Annotated in this window: 14 protein-coding genes; 7 read left to right on the top strand and 7 right to left on the bottom strand. The window is 39.3% G+C overall.

Annotated elements, in window-relative coordinates; translation table 11 throughout:
* Window positions 1-33: 33 nt before the first annotated feature.
* The 3 genes from F959_RS02130 (at window position 34) to sbmA (ending at window position 4039) form a co-directional block, all read left to right on the top strand.
* Window positions 34-1509 carry an alanine/glycine:cation symporter family protein gene (locus tag F959_RS02130; RefSeq protein ID WP_004877129.1) on the top strand — a complete coding sequence of 492 codons (1476 nt, stop codon included), beginning with the start codon at window positions 34-36 and terminating at the stop codon, window positions 1507-1509.
* A gap of 129 nt (window positions 1510-1638) precedes the next feature.
* On the top strand, window positions 1639-2619 hold the full coding sequence (locus tag F959_RS02125; RefSeq protein ID WP_004877128.1) for a patatin-like phospholipase family protein: 981 nt from the start codon (window positions 1639-1641) through the stop codon (window positions 2617-2619).
* A 223-nt stretch (window positions 2620-2842) separates the two neighbouring features.
* Window positions 2843-4039: a peptide antibiotic transporter SbmA gene (gene sbmA / locus F959_RS02120; RefSeq protein WP_004877125.1), complete on the top strand. Its 1197-nt coding sequence runs from the start codon at window positions 2843-2845 to the stop codon at window positions 4037-4039.
* 45 nt (window positions 4040-4084) lie between these two features.
* Here the strand turns inward: sbmA and F959_RS02115 are convergent, their stop codons facing one another.
* Window positions 4085-4600, bottom strand: coding sequence for a chromate transporter (locus F959_RS02115; protein WP_004877124.1), 516 nt, complete (start codon window positions 4598-4600; stop codon window positions 4085-4087).
* Complete coding sequence (locus F959_RS02110) at window positions 4597-5169, bottom strand: chromate transporter (RefSeq protein WP_004877122.1); 573 nt, start codon at window positions 5167-5169, stop codon at window positions 4597-4599. The genes F959_RS02115 and F959_RS02110 overlap by 4 nt, the downstream gene beginning before the upstream one ends.
* A 104-nt stretch (window positions 5170-5273) precedes the next feature.
* Here F959_RS02110 and F959_RS02105 point away from each other — a divergent pair, with 104 nt between their 5' ends.
* Window positions 5274-6194, top strand: coding sequence for a LysR family transcriptional regulator (locus tag F959_RS02105; RefSeq protein WP_004877120.1), 921 nt, complete (start codon window positions 5274-5276; stop codon window positions 6192-6194).
* On the opposite strand, the gene F959_RS02100 is transcribed toward F959_RS02105, so the two are convergent.
* Window positions 6184-6933: a DUF4850 domain-containing protein gene (locus tag F959_RS02100; RefSeq protein WP_004877118.1), complete on the bottom strand. Its 750-nt coding sequence runs from the start codon at window positions 6931-6933 to the stop codon at window positions 6184-6186. The genes F959_RS02105 and F959_RS02100 overlap by 11 nt on opposite strands.
* Before the next feature lie 135 nt (window positions 6934-7068).
* Here F959_RS02100 and F959_RS02095 point away from each other — a divergent pair, with 135 nt between their 5' ends.
* From F959_RS02095 to F959_RS02085, 3 genes are all read left to right on the top strand, one after another.
* Window positions 7069-8139, top strand: a complete 1071-nt coding sequence (locus F959_RS02095) for a DUF1176 domain-containing protein (protein ID WP_004877116.1) — start codon at window positions 7069-7071, stop codon at window positions 8137-8139.
* A 37-nt stretch (window positions 8140-8176) separates the two neighbouring features.
* A complete protein-coding gene (locus tag F959_RS02090) occupies window positions 8177-8947 on the top strand; it encodes a hypothetical protein (RefSeq protein WP_004877114.1) in 771 nt (256 codons plus the stop codon).
* A gap of 122 nt (window positions 8948-9069) precedes the next feature.
* On the top strand, window positions 9070-9591 hold the full coding sequence (locus F959_RS02085; RefSeq protein WP_004877111.1) for a hypothetical protein: 522 nt from the start codon (window positions 9070-9072) through the stop codon (window positions 9589-9591).
* Between the two features lie 89 nt (window positions 9592-9680).
* On the opposite strand, the gene F959_RS02080 is transcribed toward F959_RS02085, so the two are convergent.
* The 4 genes from F959_RS02080 to gatA all read right to left on the bottom strand — a co-directional run bounded on the left by F959_RS02080 (window position 9681) and on the right by gatA (window position 15930).
* The gene (locus F959_RS02080; protein ID WP_080585241.1) at window positions 9681-10817 is read right to left on the bottom strand and encodes a restriction endonuclease subunit S; all 1137 of its coding nucleotides are present in this window, start codon (window positions 10815-10817) and stop codon (window positions 9681-9683) included.
* A complete protein-coding gene (locus tag F959_RS02075; RefSeq protein WP_004877109.1) occupies window positions 10817-12868 on the bottom strand; it encodes an HsdM family class I SAM-dependent methyltransferase in 2052 nt (683 codons plus the stop codon). The genes F959_RS02080 and F959_RS02075 overlap by 1 nt, the downstream gene beginning before the upstream one ends.
* Before the next feature lie 114 nt (window positions 12869-12982).
* Window positions 12983-14452, bottom strand: coding sequence for an Asp-tRNA(Asn)/Glu-tRNA(Gln) amidotransferase subunit GatB (gatB, locus tag F959_RS02070; protein WP_004877108.1), 1470 nt, complete (start codon window positions 14450-14452; stop codon window positions 12983-12985).
* Window positions 14452-15930, bottom strand: a complete 1479-nt coding sequence (gene gatA, locus F959_RS02065; RefSeq protein WP_004877107.1) for an Asp-tRNA(Asn)/Glu-tRNA(Gln) amidotransferase subunit GatA — start codon at window positions 15928-15930, stop codon at window positions 14452-14454. Before gatA ends, gatB begins: the two co-directional genes overlap by 1 nt.
* Window positions 15931-15937 lie beyond the last annotated feature (7 nt).

The following is a 15937-nucleotide window of genomic DNA, read 5'->3' as shown; positions in this document are numbered from 1 at the left end:
TGATGTGCATGTAATTTTTTAAGCGAATAAGTGATGAATGAACAATTAAATGCCACGCTGATGTCGTGGGTACAATTCTTGAATGATCCGCTTTGGAATTTCTTGGTCGTATTGTTGGTTGCGGTTGGGGTGTTTTACACATTAGCGACGGGTGCAGTACAGCTTCGTTTATTCTTACACAGTATCCGTGTGATGAAAGGGAGCCGTAAAGAAGCGCAAGATGAACATGGGATTACTCCATTTCAGGCTTTCGTAACGGGTTTGGCAAGCCGTGTGGGTGTTGGTAACGTTGCTGGTGTCGCGATTGCAATCGCGATTGGTGGTCCTGGTGCTGTGTTTTGGATGTGGGTGACTGCTTTCCTTGGGATGAGTTCTGCATTTGTTGAATCATCACTCGCTCAATTATTTAAAGTGAGAGATCATCAAAACAAGCAATTTCGTGGTGGACCTGCGTACTACATTACCAAAGGCTTAAAACAAAAGTGGTTAGGGATCGTTTTTGCGCTATCACTCATTTTAGCGTATGGCTTTGTATTTAATGCGGTACAAGCAAATGCAATTATTGGCGCGACCTCACATGCATGGGGTTGGGATAAAGCCAATTTTGTATTGGGTCTCGGCGGACTTGATCTCGAAGTGTCATGGGTTGGTATTGTATTAGTCGTGATGACAGCATTGATTATCTTTGGTGGGATCAAGCGTATCGCTAAAGTTGCTGAAGGCATCGTTCCTTTCATGGCATTGCTTTATATCATGGTCGCTTTATACATTGCGATGACTAACTTACCAATGTTGCCTGAGATCTTTAAATTAATCTTTACCAAAGCATTTGAGTTTGAAGCTGCAGCTGGTGGTTTCTTCGGCGCAATGATTTCTATGGCAATGATGATGGGGATCAAACGTGGTTTGTTCTCTAACGAAGCTGGTATGGGTTCTGCGCCCAATGCTGCTGCTGCGTCGGATGTGAAACATCCTGTAAATCAAGGTTTAGTACAAATGCTTGGTGTATTTGTCGATACTTTTGTGGTGTGTTCATGTACTGCGATTATCATCATGGTGTCTGGTCTATATCACGAAGCAGGTTTTGAAGGCGTAACATTGACGCAGAAAGCATTAGAGAGCCAAATTGGTAGCTGGGGCGGTGGTTTTCTTGCGATTATTCTGTTCTTATTTGCCTTTACTTCAATTATTGGTAACTATGCTTACGCTGAAAGTAATGTACAGTTTATTAATAACAATCCAAAAATCATGTTCATTTTCCGTGTCTTGGTTTTGGCAATGGTTTACTTCGGTGCGATCACAAGTGTACCGTTAGTTTGGTCAATGGCAGATCTTTCGATGGGCTTGATGGCGACCATCAACTTAATTGCGATCTTATTATTAACGCCGATTGCATTAATTTTGTTGAAAGATTACACCTCTCAATTAAAACAAGGGATCAAAGAACCTGAGTTTAAAATTGATAATCATCCTAAATTAAAGCAAAAAGTCGATTCAGACATTTGGTAATAATTGAAAGCCCCTAAACAGGGGCTTTTTTATAATGAAGAAAACATTAATAAAAAAGTGATACAACTTTCTTTGTTTAGTCGAGCTAAAATTAAAAGAGAAATAGATTAAATTTGGCAAAGATTGTATATGAAACAGCTTAAACTTTTTGTGCTAGGGCTTTCCGTCGTTTTGGCAACAGGTTGTCAGACCACTTCACATTTACGACCTGTTGTTGAAGATGCCCAGGCACAAACTGCTGTTATGCCTTTTGCCTCAATTAAAAAACAAGAAAAACGCCCTGTTATCGCTTTGGTATTAGGTAGCGGTGGTGCGCGTGGCTACGCACATATTGGTGTAATTGAAGTTTTGGAACAACAAGGCATTCGTCCTGATTTTATTGTTGGAACGAGTGCAGGAAGTATTGTTGGCTCAATCTATGCCAGTGGTAAAAGTGCTGCCGAATTACGTGACATTGCACTTAAATTAAAAGCCAATGATGTACGTGATGTGAATGTCAGCTTAAAAGGTTTTTTTGATGGCAAGAAAGTCGAAGATTATGTGAATGATCAAGTTCATAATATTCCACTACAAAAATTAAAAATTCCAATGTATGTCGTTGCAACTGAGCTTAAAGACGGAACCAAGACGGTATTTAATTATGGTAATACGGGTCAGGCTGTGCGTGCCTCGACTTCAATTCCCAGCATGTTTGTTCCGACCAAAATTCACAATACTGAGTATGTTGATGGTGGACTGGTTAGTCCAGTTCCTGTTGAAGTGGCACGTGAGTTAGGCGCTGATGTGGTGATTGCAGTGGATATTTTGGCGCAACCTATTCATACAGAAACTACCAATGTTTGGGGCTTATTCAACCAAAATATTAATATTATGCAAGGACGACTTGCAGAAGAAGAACTAAAAGATGCAGATGTAGTGATTCAACCTGACCTGCGTGAAAAGGCGCATATCTTTGATGTCAAAGACCGAGAGAACACCATGCAAGCAGGTGTAGATGCCGCAATCCAAAAGCTTTCTGATATTCAATGGGTGATTCAAAACAAGAAAAATGTGGCTAATGGTGATCAACCTGAAGTTGCTTTAAAAGTGAATCCTGCAAGCGCTCAATAAAGCTTTAACTGTTTAGGTAAATCAACCAATACCATGAGTTTGTTAACCTAAACAGATTGTTTTCTCAAAACAAATTGTAAAAGCTGTACAAAATGCTATGAAAATATTGGGAAAACATGTAAATAACTACAAATTACTAAAGTTTTTATCAGACATATTTAAGTTTGAGGTAATAGGATGACGCCTGACGTCAATTGCTACGCAACAAGGATTGTTAAGTTCAATGTTTAAATCTTTTTTTCCTAGCCCACGCCTGTTCTTTATTTCAGTGATTGTGTGGCTGTCACTCAACATGCTGCTTTGGTACACAGGTGGGCATGGATGGGGTGAATATCTTGGTTTTCCAAAAGGCTATGCCGAAGCAGAATTACCAATTGGTGTAAGTCGTTTTTGGTCGGCTTCATTCATTTGGTTCTATTTATGGTTCTTAGTTTCTACGGCTTTGTTTGCAGGTTTTTGGCGTTTCTTTTCAGATAATAAATGGCAGAAATGGTCGATATGGGGTTCAGCATTTATTTTGTTTAATATCTGGTTTGGTGTCCAAGTCAGTGTTGCGATCAATGCTTGGTATGGCCCATTCTGGGATATGATTCAAAAGATGTTAAGTGATGGTGGCGGTAATATAGCTGATCTCTATAATGGAACTTTAACTTTCCTTTATATCGCAATGGTTGCTGTCACGTTTGCTGTCGTTAATGCATTCTTCACCAGTCATTATGTATTCCGTTGGCGTACTGCAATGAATGAATATTACACCGCGAATTGGGAAAAGTTACGCCATGTCGAGGGGGCTTCGCAACGTATTCAGGAAGATACCATGCGTTTTGCCACGATCGTTGAAGACTTAGGTGTTGAGTTAATTAAATCAGTGATGGTATTGATTGCCTTTTTACCGTTGTTATTTCAAATCTCTCAGAAAGTTCCTGTATTGCCAATTGTTGGTGAAATCGAACATTCATTGGTATGGGCAGCGGTCGTTTGGGCGATTGTAGGAACTGTTGTTTTGATGTTTGTGGGGCAAAAATTACCTGGGCTACAATTCAATAATCAGAAAGTTGAAGCTGCTTACCGTAAAGAGTTGGTTTATGGCGAAGATCATGAAAATCGTGCTGATCCACTCACATTAAAAGAGTTATTTGCTCGAGTGCGTGTGAATTATTTTAGACTATACTTTCACTATGCTTATTTTAACCTTGTCGCTATCTGGTATAAACAACTTGATATTTTATATAGCTTAGTCGTGCTATTCCCAGCAATTGCAGCAGGTAAAATGACTTTGGGTTTGATTAACCAGATCAGTAATATTTTTGATAAAGTTCGTGAGTCTTTTCAGTATCTCATTAGTTCATGGAAAACCATTATCGAGCTACTTTCGATTCATAAACGCTTAAAAGCTTTTGAATCTATTTTGGATGAATAAATCCATCAAATAAAAAAACCTGCATCAAGCAGGTTTTTTTATGGTTTAAAGTAAACAAATTCCAAGTCCAGCGCCTGCAGCCATGACCCATAAAGGATGAATTCTCTTAAATACACCAAGAAATGCAGTTAAAATGACGATCACAACTAACAATAGATTTTGTGCTGAAGCATCCGCAATTAACCATGCACTCACGAGAACCAATCCGACCGTAATGGGTTTTAAGGCTTTTTCAAAGCGTGCCCGTAATGGATTGGATTTAAATCTTTCCCAAAATTTTAGTGCATAGATTGTGATAATAGAAGATGGGCCGAACTTCGCCAATGATGTCACTAATAAACCTGCTGGCCCAGCGACGTGCCAACCGATAAGAGGAACGATCATCATATTCGGGCCGGGTGCGGCTTGAGCCATCGCAAACAGCGAGCTAAATTGCTCTGCTGTCATCCATTGGTGTACCGTCACCACTTGATGTTGCATTTCTGGAAGGATGGCATTCCCTCCACCGAAAGCCAAAACTGAGAGCTGTGTAAAAACGATCACTAGCGTTAATAAGATCATGATTTCTTTACTCCGAGTACCAAGACATTAATCGTAAGTAAGATGAATAAGGTCAGCGCTAAAGGCAGTTTGATCAGCAGCATAAAAACAAAGGTCAGTACAATCGTGAAAATGGTGAGATAGCTTTTTAAAATTGGTCGCAACATTTTCAGCCCTGTTGCAAATAATAAACCTGCGGCGGCCGCAGCTAAGCCTTGAATCATGTGTTGTACCGCGGCTAAGTAAGCAAATCGTTCATAGACTTGATAAATAATCAGTACGATCGCTGTTGGTGCAGAAATCAATCCTAGAACAGAACAGATCGCGCCTTTAACACCTTGGAACTGCATGCCAATTGCAACTGACATATTGATAATATTACCGCCGGGTAAGAGCTGGCAGACACCAAGTAAATCCGTGAATTTACTTTCATCAATCCACTTTTTCTCTTCAACAATGATACGGTGCGCCAAGGGCAGTACCCCACCAAACCCCATCAGCCCCAATTGCATAAATCCCGTGAAAAGAGCCTTGCAATCAGGCGCTGTTGAAACTGTTTCACGCTCTATTGATATTGCTTGGGCTTTCATTGGGACTTATTCCTCTTCATCGATTAATGAGAATAGGATGGTGGAATAGTGGTATATTTACAAATGCTATTTTTGCTTGAATCTATACTTAAAAGGTATGTTTAATGGATATTCATAAGCTCCATGCATTTGTTGCAGTAGTCGAAGAAAGTAATATTTCTAAAGCTGCTGTTCGGCTGCATATGCAACAACCGCCATTAACACGATTAATTAAAAGTTTAGAAGAAGAACTTGAGACGGCACTGCTAAAACGACTACCTAGAGGCGTTGAGGTTACAGAAGCAGGCAAAGTCTTATATCAAGAAGCCATTACGATTTTGGCACATGCTCAGTCAATTCCGAAACGAGTTAAAAATATTGCACAAGGTCTCGAAGGTCAGATCAATATTGGCTTTACCAATTCAGCAGGATTACATCCATTTTTACCCGCAGTGTTGCGGCAATTCCGTGAAAAATTTCCTAACGTCGCGATTCATTTGGAGGAAGAGAGTAGTAGTGCTTTAACTGATGCAGTGATTAATGAAAAACTTGATATCGTATTTCTGCGTAAACCAGCACCTAAACATGCTGCCGTGCAAACGATGCATGTGCTTGATGAGCCATTAATCGTTGCACTGCCAAGTAATCACCCTTTAGCAATGCAAGAGGGCGTGATTCGCTTACCTGATTTAGAACCTTATGAGTTTGTACTTTATCGCCGTTTAGCGGGGCAAGACTTGTTTGATAATATTTTGGCAAATTGCTATCAAGCGGGCTTTAGTCCTAACATTGTCCAAGAAGCACCACGATTAACATCCAGTCTAAATTTAATTGCAGCAGGGATTGGGCTTTCAATCGTGCCAGCATCTATCCAAGACTTTTGGAATAAACAAATTATTTACCGTCCTTTGGAAGCCAAGAAACCTTGTATTGCTCCAATTTATGCAATTTACAGAGCCAAAGATAATAATGTTCGAGTGGCACATTTTTTGGATTTACTTAAAGCGAGCCAAGTATTAGAAAATAATTTTAATATTAATGCGTAAAGTGATAGAAGTTTAAAATTGGTCCAACCAAATGTTGTTGAGATTTGTCTAAGGTGACTTTGATTTCTCGAAAGTTAAAATCACCATCATCACGATATTTCGCTACGCCATGAGTTTTGTTATTCAGCTTCGGAATCTGATAACTAAAGAAAGCGATGTGTTTGGATGGATGTACCACATGAATTAACTTTTGTGTGTCTTTATAGCCGCCAAACTCATTCTCAATGCTTTCTTTTAAAAGGTTTGGAAAATAAAGAGTTGCGTAGGGCATACCGCAACCAACACAAACTGAAGAATCATATAGTTCAATCGCTTGTTTTTGATTTGTGCTCATCAGCAATGCTGAACCTGTACCATTTGCCCCTGCATTTGCTTCAATATCTGGCCAGTCTTTTGGAACAAGTACCACGCCAATTTCAGGTAGTCCGACCAATTTAAGTTGCTTTGCTAGATTAGCATCTAGCTTAAAATCAAAATGACAGCTTTTTGCTGTACACGATTTAAAGTCTTTTAACAGTCCATCATCGACGGGATTAGCCGCGGTAACACGATAAAAGGGAACGCGAACATCATTGCTAAAGGAGACTTCTCCCAATGCATATATTTGATTCATTGCTTGGCGTTGTTTTATCGTATTTGAAAATTGAGGAAAAATTGGTTCAAAGTGACTGACTTCAGCGTGAGTTATTGCGGTAGACAGCAGTAATAAAATCGTGGAAATAGAGCAGAATAATTTCATTTTTTTATACGGTAATTTTGGTTTGAATTAAAATTAGCATATTCTTGAATACAAGAACCTACAACGTGAATAATTTAAACGTCTTAAAATATTTTGACTGAAAAATAAAATAGATTAGGCCGAGAAATAAGTCTTATGAAAAATATCATTTCAATATGCTGTTTGATGTCCATTAGTGCCACAGCTTTTGCACAGGAGATCAAAGGGATTTCATTTACGCATGAAGATTGGGAAATTTATTGTAGTAACACGGGAACATGCCAAGCAGCAGGCTATTCTGATGAATATAGTCATGATCCGAATGAACCTGCATCACTATTATTAACCCGACTCGCGGGTGCTAAGCAAGCCGTCAAAGCTGAATTTGCACTGGGAAGTATTGACGAGCAAGCACAGCTTGCAGGAAAACTAAAAAATATTCATTTCTATGTCAATGGTAAAGATCTTGGAGCCGTCTCAGTGGATGGCGCTGATTTTCCGATTATGGGGAAACTTACCGTCGCTCAGGTCAATGCATTACTACAACAATCCAAACAAAAAACGGAAATTGTGTTTAAGAACCCAAATGTCCAATGGCAAATATCAGATAAAGGTATGACCGCTGTATTATTAAAAATGGATGATTTTCAAAAGCGAGTTGGAACAGTTGGAGCTTTGGTTAAAAAAGGCAAAATGGATGAGTCAAAAGTCCTATCAGCACAACCCAAAATTATTGTAAAACAAGTGAAGACCAGTAATAAGCCTTATCTCACTTTGCAGTCGAACAATAAACGCTATGCATCTATTCATCAAATGTTAATGGCTGCTCAGCCTACACCCAAGGAAGATGGGTTTTGTGAAGGACTCTATAATGGTGATGAATATGAGCCACAACCGATTGAGTTATATAAACTGGGAAATAAAAAAATATTGGCAATGACGATTTGTTGGCGTGGAGCATATAACGAAGGATATGGCGCTTGGGTACTCAACGAGTCACTTACTGGTAAAGCAGCTTTCGTGACTGAACATGCGTCAGAATTTTACCAAGGTATTATCAGTAGCGCTCAAAAAGGACGAGGTATTGGGGATTGTTGGAGTACCGCTGAATGGGTGTGGGATGGGCAGAAGTTTGTGAATACCAGAGATATGTGGACAGGCATGTGTAAAGGGCTTGCTGCTGGTGGGGTTTGGCAGCTTGATCAAATTGAGGCGATTGTAAAATAGAGCTTTAAATCACCTAAAAATAGCCTAAGGAATGATGATGCTGAACAATAAAATTTATTTAAGTGGACTGATTTTAGCTGTTTCATTGAGTTGTTTTAGCACTTCAATTATTGCTGCGCCGTTGCAGATTTTAGAATTTAAAAAAGGTCAACTCAATCAAGCTGCACAAAAACAGATCTGTGAGCAACTTAGTGATGTTTGCCAACAACAAACGCCGCTTCGCAGTCTGAAAACGGCTGATCAAAAGTTATGGTTATTGTTAGGTGATCAGATCGCTCAGTTTTATCCATCTGCAACTGGCTTGAAATTGAAAAATAAGTGGCATGTAGATTTAGAAACTGATGAAGATGATACTTCAGATGGGCCTTTTATTTTCCCCAAACTTTTTCCAATGACTGAAAGCCGTTATGCCATTGCTATCATTGAACGTTCTTCTGAAATGTATTCAGGTGGTGGAGCAGGGATGGAGCGTGCGAGTTTTTATGAATTAAAGGATTCAAGGCAGACACATCGCTTTATTGAAAATTATCCTTTTAGTTTTAATCGCATGATTCGGGCATGTTTTTCTGAGCAGGAATATAAAAGTTCTCAAGGCAAATGCCATGATGAAGATCGTCTCAGTTTAGATATTCGCCCGATTAAACCAATGTTGTGGCAATTCCGCTATCGTTACAGTTTGGATGTATCACCTGTATCGGATTCGGGGGAGAAGTCATTTAAAGGCAGTCGTAATCTGAATATTGATCTAAACAAAGCACCACAGCAGCCAAATATTCCTGCAAATTGGGATTATCAAGGACAAGGTTAAGTTCGAGTTTTACATTTTGCCTAAGTTTTAAAGGTTTGGGCTTACGCAATTTACAGCGTCATAACAGATGATCTATCGAGTACATGCTACAAAGAGACAGATTGCTTTTTGGAACTGCGCTTATGTCTCCTGTTTATTTTTCATCTCACCGTAAATTATTTCAATTAAGTCGTTCTGTATTCATGGCTGCAGCTGTGTTGGGAACAACGCAAGTAGCTATAGCAGGGCCAACAGTGGATCAACTGAGTGATTGTTTGGTAAAAGCTACGACAGCAGCAGATAAAACTACAGTATTGCAATGGACGTTTACTGCTTTAGCTGCACATCCTGATTTGAAAGGTTTTAGTAGTGTTACACCTGAGCAAAAGAATCAGTTAGATCAGAAATTGGCACAGGTGTTACAGCGTGTGATTGTGGAGCAGTGTTCGACACAGACTAAGGCGGTGATTCAGGCTGAGGGGATTCAAGCGGTTGGTGAGGCTTTTCAACAGTTAGGTCAGAGTGCAGGTGAGGATATTGTCAAAGATCCAGCGGTTAGACAGCAGTTGCAAGGCACGTTGCGTTATATTGATTTAAATAAATTAGTCACGACTTTTTTAACACCTGATATTTGGAATAAGTTGGGTGTGGTGAGAGGAATGTAATTTATTCAGTTTGTCTTATTCATGGGAATAATCTGCTAAAAAATAACGATAAGCTCTAAGCCCTGTATTATTAGGCTTAGAGCTTATTTTTACACAGCTTTAGTTGTTTCCCGTTTGCCTTCTACATACAAAGCTACTTTTTTAAGGATTGGTTTTTTTATGGCAGAAATTAGGGTTGCCATGAGTTCATAATCGGGTTTATTGTCTTTTATGGGGAGTTGAATATATTTATCTTTGACAACATTCCATCCTCCTAATTTGTTTTTATAAGAATAGATAGGTAAATCAGTTACTTTATTAATACATTGAACTGCAAACAAATATTGGTCTGGCAATAATTCAACGTCATCAAGAATCCAGCGAACTGCATACGCATCAGATAAAATCGTAAATTCATTGGATTGAAAGTAAGAACGATAAATATCACTGTTGGATGGAATAGAAATCACATTCTGTAAAATAGTGGCTTCATCTTTAGGCACAAAATAGTTTAGTCCTTGATTTTTAAAACTGGATGTGAGGCAGGGAAGTATATAATCACCAGTCATTTCTTTTGGTAGTTCTTCTGCTTTGAAAGCTAACTTTTTACTCGTTACTCTTTCAAATAAATCGCCCATTTTAAATTCACCCCATTGAATATTTTGAGATTTAGCTAAGATTTTCTCCTCTTCTTCTGTCAAAATATATGATTGCGTGAGGTAAGTATCTAATTTGTACAATCGTTCATTTTCTAATTCGGCAATATAACTCTCCATAAAATCAAAATCGGGCTTACCATTTTTGATAGGTAATTGGACTTTGGTTTTATTAAAACTATCTTCAAAATTTCTAACAAGCAAGTTTTGAAATTTTTGTTGATTTTTATTCAATAGGATTATGAAATAAGTTGCGATTCTTGACGTTAGTGAAAAGCCTTTAGGAATTACTCTTTTTGTGAATTGCCCAGCATAAAAGTCTTTCTCCATATAGAAAAATTGCATAGCAATCATACCAATAGCTAAACAATTACCTTTAATTTTATGCTCATCATCTAAATAATTAACATAGCCTAAAATACCATTATTGAAAGCGGTTCTTGTAAAATATGGATATTTACCATTTTGGTAATTTTCACTAAATGTAAAATTATCTTTGTTTAATTGAGGGTTTCCTTTTATCAAAAACAAATCACCTAATTTAAACTCTCCCCACTCAACATTGTTTAGTTTTTCATTGAGTGGGTAGATTACTTTCCCAAATCTTCCTCTACTAAATTTTCCTGTTTAATCAGTGTGCTAATTTCCCAAGCTAGATAATCGCTCACCGTTTTTTTGAAGTCCTGCAAGGTTGGTTTGGTATCAATAGGAGCGGACTGATTCCAGTCAGCACCATTTGTTGGGTCGATATGTCCTTCGTAATATTCTTTTTCGGTAAAAATCTTGAGTTTGCCTTTCCCAAAGCGTACAAGATTTACCACCTCCTCATAGCGTTCACGTGCTTGGTCGGTATCTTTTAAATTATTACTGGCTTTTTTACGATTGGTACGAGTATAACCATCGTTAGAGAAATCAATAAACTTGACCACTTCGTCTTTGTGATGTTCTTCATTTACTTTAAAAACATAAATATTGGTTTGTACACTGGCTTTGCCAATAAATAAATCTATTGGCATTTTGATGCTTGCCAATAGCGTATGTTTTTTTAAAATACGTTTGCAATAATCTACAGCTTTTCCTGAACCTGCTGAGTTTTGAATAATGATTGCAGCATAACCTTTGTTCATCATCCCCAATGCTTTTTCGACAAAGTTCATGCCATTGCCCAAAGCAGAATAAGGCGGATTTAAGATAAAGGCATCGGCAGGGAATGGACTATCGGTTTTACCAAAGCCATATTTACCGTCAAAGTCTTTTAAAGAATCAAGGTTTAAAATATTGGAGCTGCCATCACCCATCAAAATCATATTGAGGATTGCCAACATATATACGCTGGAAAGTAATTCTAGCCCTAATAATTGTTCGGATTTTATCTTGATTTCTTTCTGAGCCAATTCCTGCGGAGATGTGCTATTATTTTTTGCATCAATGAGCATTTCATTCATTGCCGCAACCAATAAACCTGCTGAACCTGTGGCAAAGTCCCATACAAAAGAATTTTGGTTTACACGAGCCAGTTTGACTAAAAGCGTCGCAACATAAGAAGGAGTTAATACGACATCATTGAGCTTATCTTGTGTAAACCCAAGCCAGCCATACATTTCATTAAAGAGTTTTCCTGTAAAATCGGTGGTTAAGCCAATTTTGTAATAAATGCCTAAGTCATCGACAATTTTTCCAAAAACACGTTTAAGCTGGCTTTCACCATTGACCACTTTATTGATGTTTTCAGTGAGCAACGTATTTGATAAAGTACGAATAATCAGGTCTTTTTTCTCTTTTGGTAGATTTTTTTCATCCAGAAAAGCAGTAATTCTATTGATTAAAATATCACCATCTCTTCCATTGGTAAAAGATTGTGATTTTAAATCACTTTTTTCAAGTACAGGCACTTTTCCTGGAATACCTAAAGTCGCAATAATGGCAGCCGCAACCAAATAAACACGGTCATTTTCACCTAAGCCTTTTTCATTCTGATAAATATCGTTATTGAGCCTTTGTAAACTTTGGTCAATTTCTTTTTCACGCTGTTCTTTTAATTTATCAATTTCTTTTTGTGACAGTTGAAGTGCTTTGACTTTTTCAATAAAAGCATCAAAATTTTCAGGAGCTAAAAATGAAAAATCGGTATATTCATCTATTTTTTGACCAGCACCGAGGTTGTTTTTAGAAACATAATAAACTCCGATTTGATGATGAATTTTTCCTGATTCATCTTTATGCCCAGTCATACCAATGGCGATAATATCGGTATAGCTAGTATGATGTAGCAAAGCATTTGCATAATGTACTGCGCCATTGACAGCAAAACTATTGATGTTTTTAAAGTTTGGTTCGTTTTTGGCGGTTCTGTTTTCTACTTGTCCATCAGTATCCAGTTTTACCAGTTTATCTTTATAACCTTTGTATTCAATAAGAATAGGGAAGTAAGCTAAATTTTTATCCTGTAATAGAATTTTGGCATCAGGGCGGTTGCCACCAACACCACCATTTTTAGAATGGTAATCATTGAGTGCTTTGTCAATTTCGCTATTTAGAGGCTCTTGCTCAAGTTTATAATTTAATTTATATGTTTTAAGCCATCCATTTGCTAAATCTGCAATATTGGGTTCAATGGATTGTACAGATTTTTTTGCGTTCATTACGAAGACTACCACTTACTAAACAGGTTGTATCAATAACAGGTTTAAATATTTATTTAAGATTAAGGAACAACGTAACCCACCTGTGTGAGTTACGTGTATTAAAGAGTGAAATTACCCAATCAATTTCTTCATTAATTCATTCACTTGAGCAGGGTTAGCTTTACCTTTTGCTGCTTTCATGACTTGACCAACGAGACCATTAAAGGCTTTTTCCTTACCAGATTTGTACTCTTCGACCATTTTTTCATTGGCTGCAAGTACGTCTTTAATAATCGCTTCAATTGCACCTGTATCGGTTTCTTGCTTTAAGCCTTTTTCAGCAATAATGTCATCTGCAGATTTTCCTTCTGCTTCCCACATAAAGCCAAATACTTGCTTCGCGATTTTACCGTTAATGGTGTTATCCACGATACGTGCGATCATGCCACCCAATTGCTCAGCAGAAACAGGAGAGTCTGCTAAATCTAGGCCTGCTTTGTTTAAAGCACCTGAGAATTCACCCATCACCCAGTTTGCAGACACTTTACCTTGCTTCGCACCGCCAGCAGCAGCCACAACAGCCTCGTAGAAGTCCGCCATTTCGCGTGACAGCGTCAAGACGTGTGCATCGTATTCAGTCACAGCAAAGTCAGCAATAAAGCGTGCACGGCGTGCTTTAGGCAATTCTGGCAGGGTAGCGCGTGCCGCTTCGATTTGCTCATCTGCAATAATTACAGGTAACAAGTCTGGGTCTGGGAAGTAGCGATAGTCGTTCGCTTCTTCTTTCGAACGCATTGAACGGGTTTCCATCTTGTTCGGATCGAACAATCGGGTTTCCTGATCAATCTCACCGCCGTATTCCAAAATTTCCATTTGGCGTTCAATTTCAACATTGATCGCTTGCTCAATGAAACGGAATGAGTTGAGGTTTTTCAACTCGCAACGCGTACCAAAAGGTTGACCCGGACGGCGTAACGACACGTTACAGTCGGCACGGAATGAACCTTCTGCCATGTTACCGTCAGAAATACCTAACCAGCGTACGAGCGTGTGAATTGCTTTAATGTAGGCAACGGCTTCTTCAACCGAACGCATATCAGGCTCAGACACGATTTCAAGTAATGGCGTACCTGCACGGTTTAAATCGATACCTGACATCCCTTCAAACTGATCATGGATGGATTTACCAGCATCTTCTTCAAGATGAGCACGGGTTACGCCAATGCGCTTCACAGTGCCATCTTCAAGTTGGATATCGATATGACCCAAGCCAACAATCGGATTGTCCATCTGGCTGATTTGGTAGCCTTTTGGAGAATCTGGGTAGAAGTAGTTCTTACGAGCAAATACAGATGCTTGGTCGATATAGGCATCGATACCCAGACCAAAGCGAATCGCAAGATCAACCACTTCGGCATTCAATACAGGTAATACACCCGGCATTGCCAAATCAACAAGGCTGGCTTGAGTATTCGGGTCTTGACCAAATTCAGTCGATGAGCCTGAGAAAATTTTAGACTTGGTCGCCAACTGCGTGTGGATTTCAATCCCGATAACGACTTCCCAACCGTCAATTAACTTTAACTTTTGAGCTTCAGCCATTATGCATTCTCCTCAGCAATTGCCGCACGTTTGGTATGCCAGTCTGTGTTTTGTTGATATTGATGCACAATCGACAACAATTGTGATTCTGACCAGTAGTTACCAATCAACTGTAAGCCCACTGGCAAGCTGTCTTTATCAAAACCAACAGGTGCGTTGATGGCTGGTAGACCTGCCAAGTTCACAGCAAGGGTATAGATATCACCTAAATACATTTCAGTCGGGCTGAGGTTTGCACCGATTTTGTAGGCAGTGGTTGGCGCAGATGGTGCAGCAATCACATCGACATTTTCAAATGCTTTCAAGAAATCTTGTTGGATCAAACGACGTACTTTTTGTGCTTTGACGTAGTAAGCATCGTAATAACCCGCAGAAAGGGCATAAGTCCCGATCAGGATACGACGTTGTACTTCGGCACCAAAACCTTCTGAACGTGAACGTTTATACAAGTCCATCAAATCCACAGGATTTTCACAACGGTAGCCGTAACGCACGCCATCAAATCGCGATAAGTTAGAAGAAGCTTCCGCAGGTGCGATCAAGTAGTAAGTTGGTACATAGGCTTCAGTCATGTTGAGATCAATCTCAACCAAGGTTGCACCCATGTCTTCCAACTTTTTCAATGACTCTTCAACGCGTGCTTTTACATCAGCGTCTAAACCAGCGACATTGAAGTATTGCTTTGGAATACCAATACGTAAGCCTTTCACAGCTGTGTTGTTTAGGTTAGCCACGTAGTCATCAACTTCTTTATTGACTGAAGTTGAGTCTTTGGCATCATGACCTGCGATCACATTCATTAAATATGCACAGTCTTCTGCAGAACGTGCCATTGGACCGCCTTGATCCAGTGATGATGCATACGCAATCATACCGAAGCGAGAAACGCGACCATAAGTCGGTTTTAAGCCAGTTAAGCCACAGAATGAAGCAGGTTGGCGAATTGAACCACCTGTGTCTGTACCCGTCGCAATCGGTGCTAAATCAGCAGCGACAGCCGCAGCCGAACCCCCAGATGAACCACCCGGTACATGATCAAGTGCCCAAGGGTTGCCCGTTGCGCCAACATAAGAGCTCTCAGAGGTTGAACCCATTGCGAATTCATCCATGTTCACTTTACCCAGCGTTACAAGACCAGCTGCTTTGGCTTTTGCCACAACAGTTGCATCGTAAGGTGAAATAAAGTTGTCGAGCATTTTTGAACCAGCAGTGGTTTTAATCCCTTTGGTACAAAAAATATCTTTATGCGCAAGTGGAATACCTGCAAGTGCATGTGCATTGCCTGCTTTGAGTGCAGCATCAGCAGCATCGGCTTCAGCTAATGCTTGTTCTGCTGTAACCGTCACATAACTCTTTACTTTTGTGTCAATTTTGGCAATACGTTTTAAATAATGTTCAGTCAATTCGCGTGATGAAAATTGGGCTTGTTTTAAGCCTTCAGAGAGCTCACGGATGGATAAACGATGTAAATCTGTCATATGAAAA

This window comes from Acinetobacter venetianus RAG-1 = CIP 110063 (assembly GCF_000368585.1).
GTDB lineage: Bacteria > Pseudomonadota > Gammaproteobacteria > Pseudomonadales > Moraxellaceae > Acinetobacter > Acinetobacter venetianus.
Note: the sequence above shows the minus strand (reverse complement) of the source record. Positions and strands in the feature narration are given on the sequence as shown.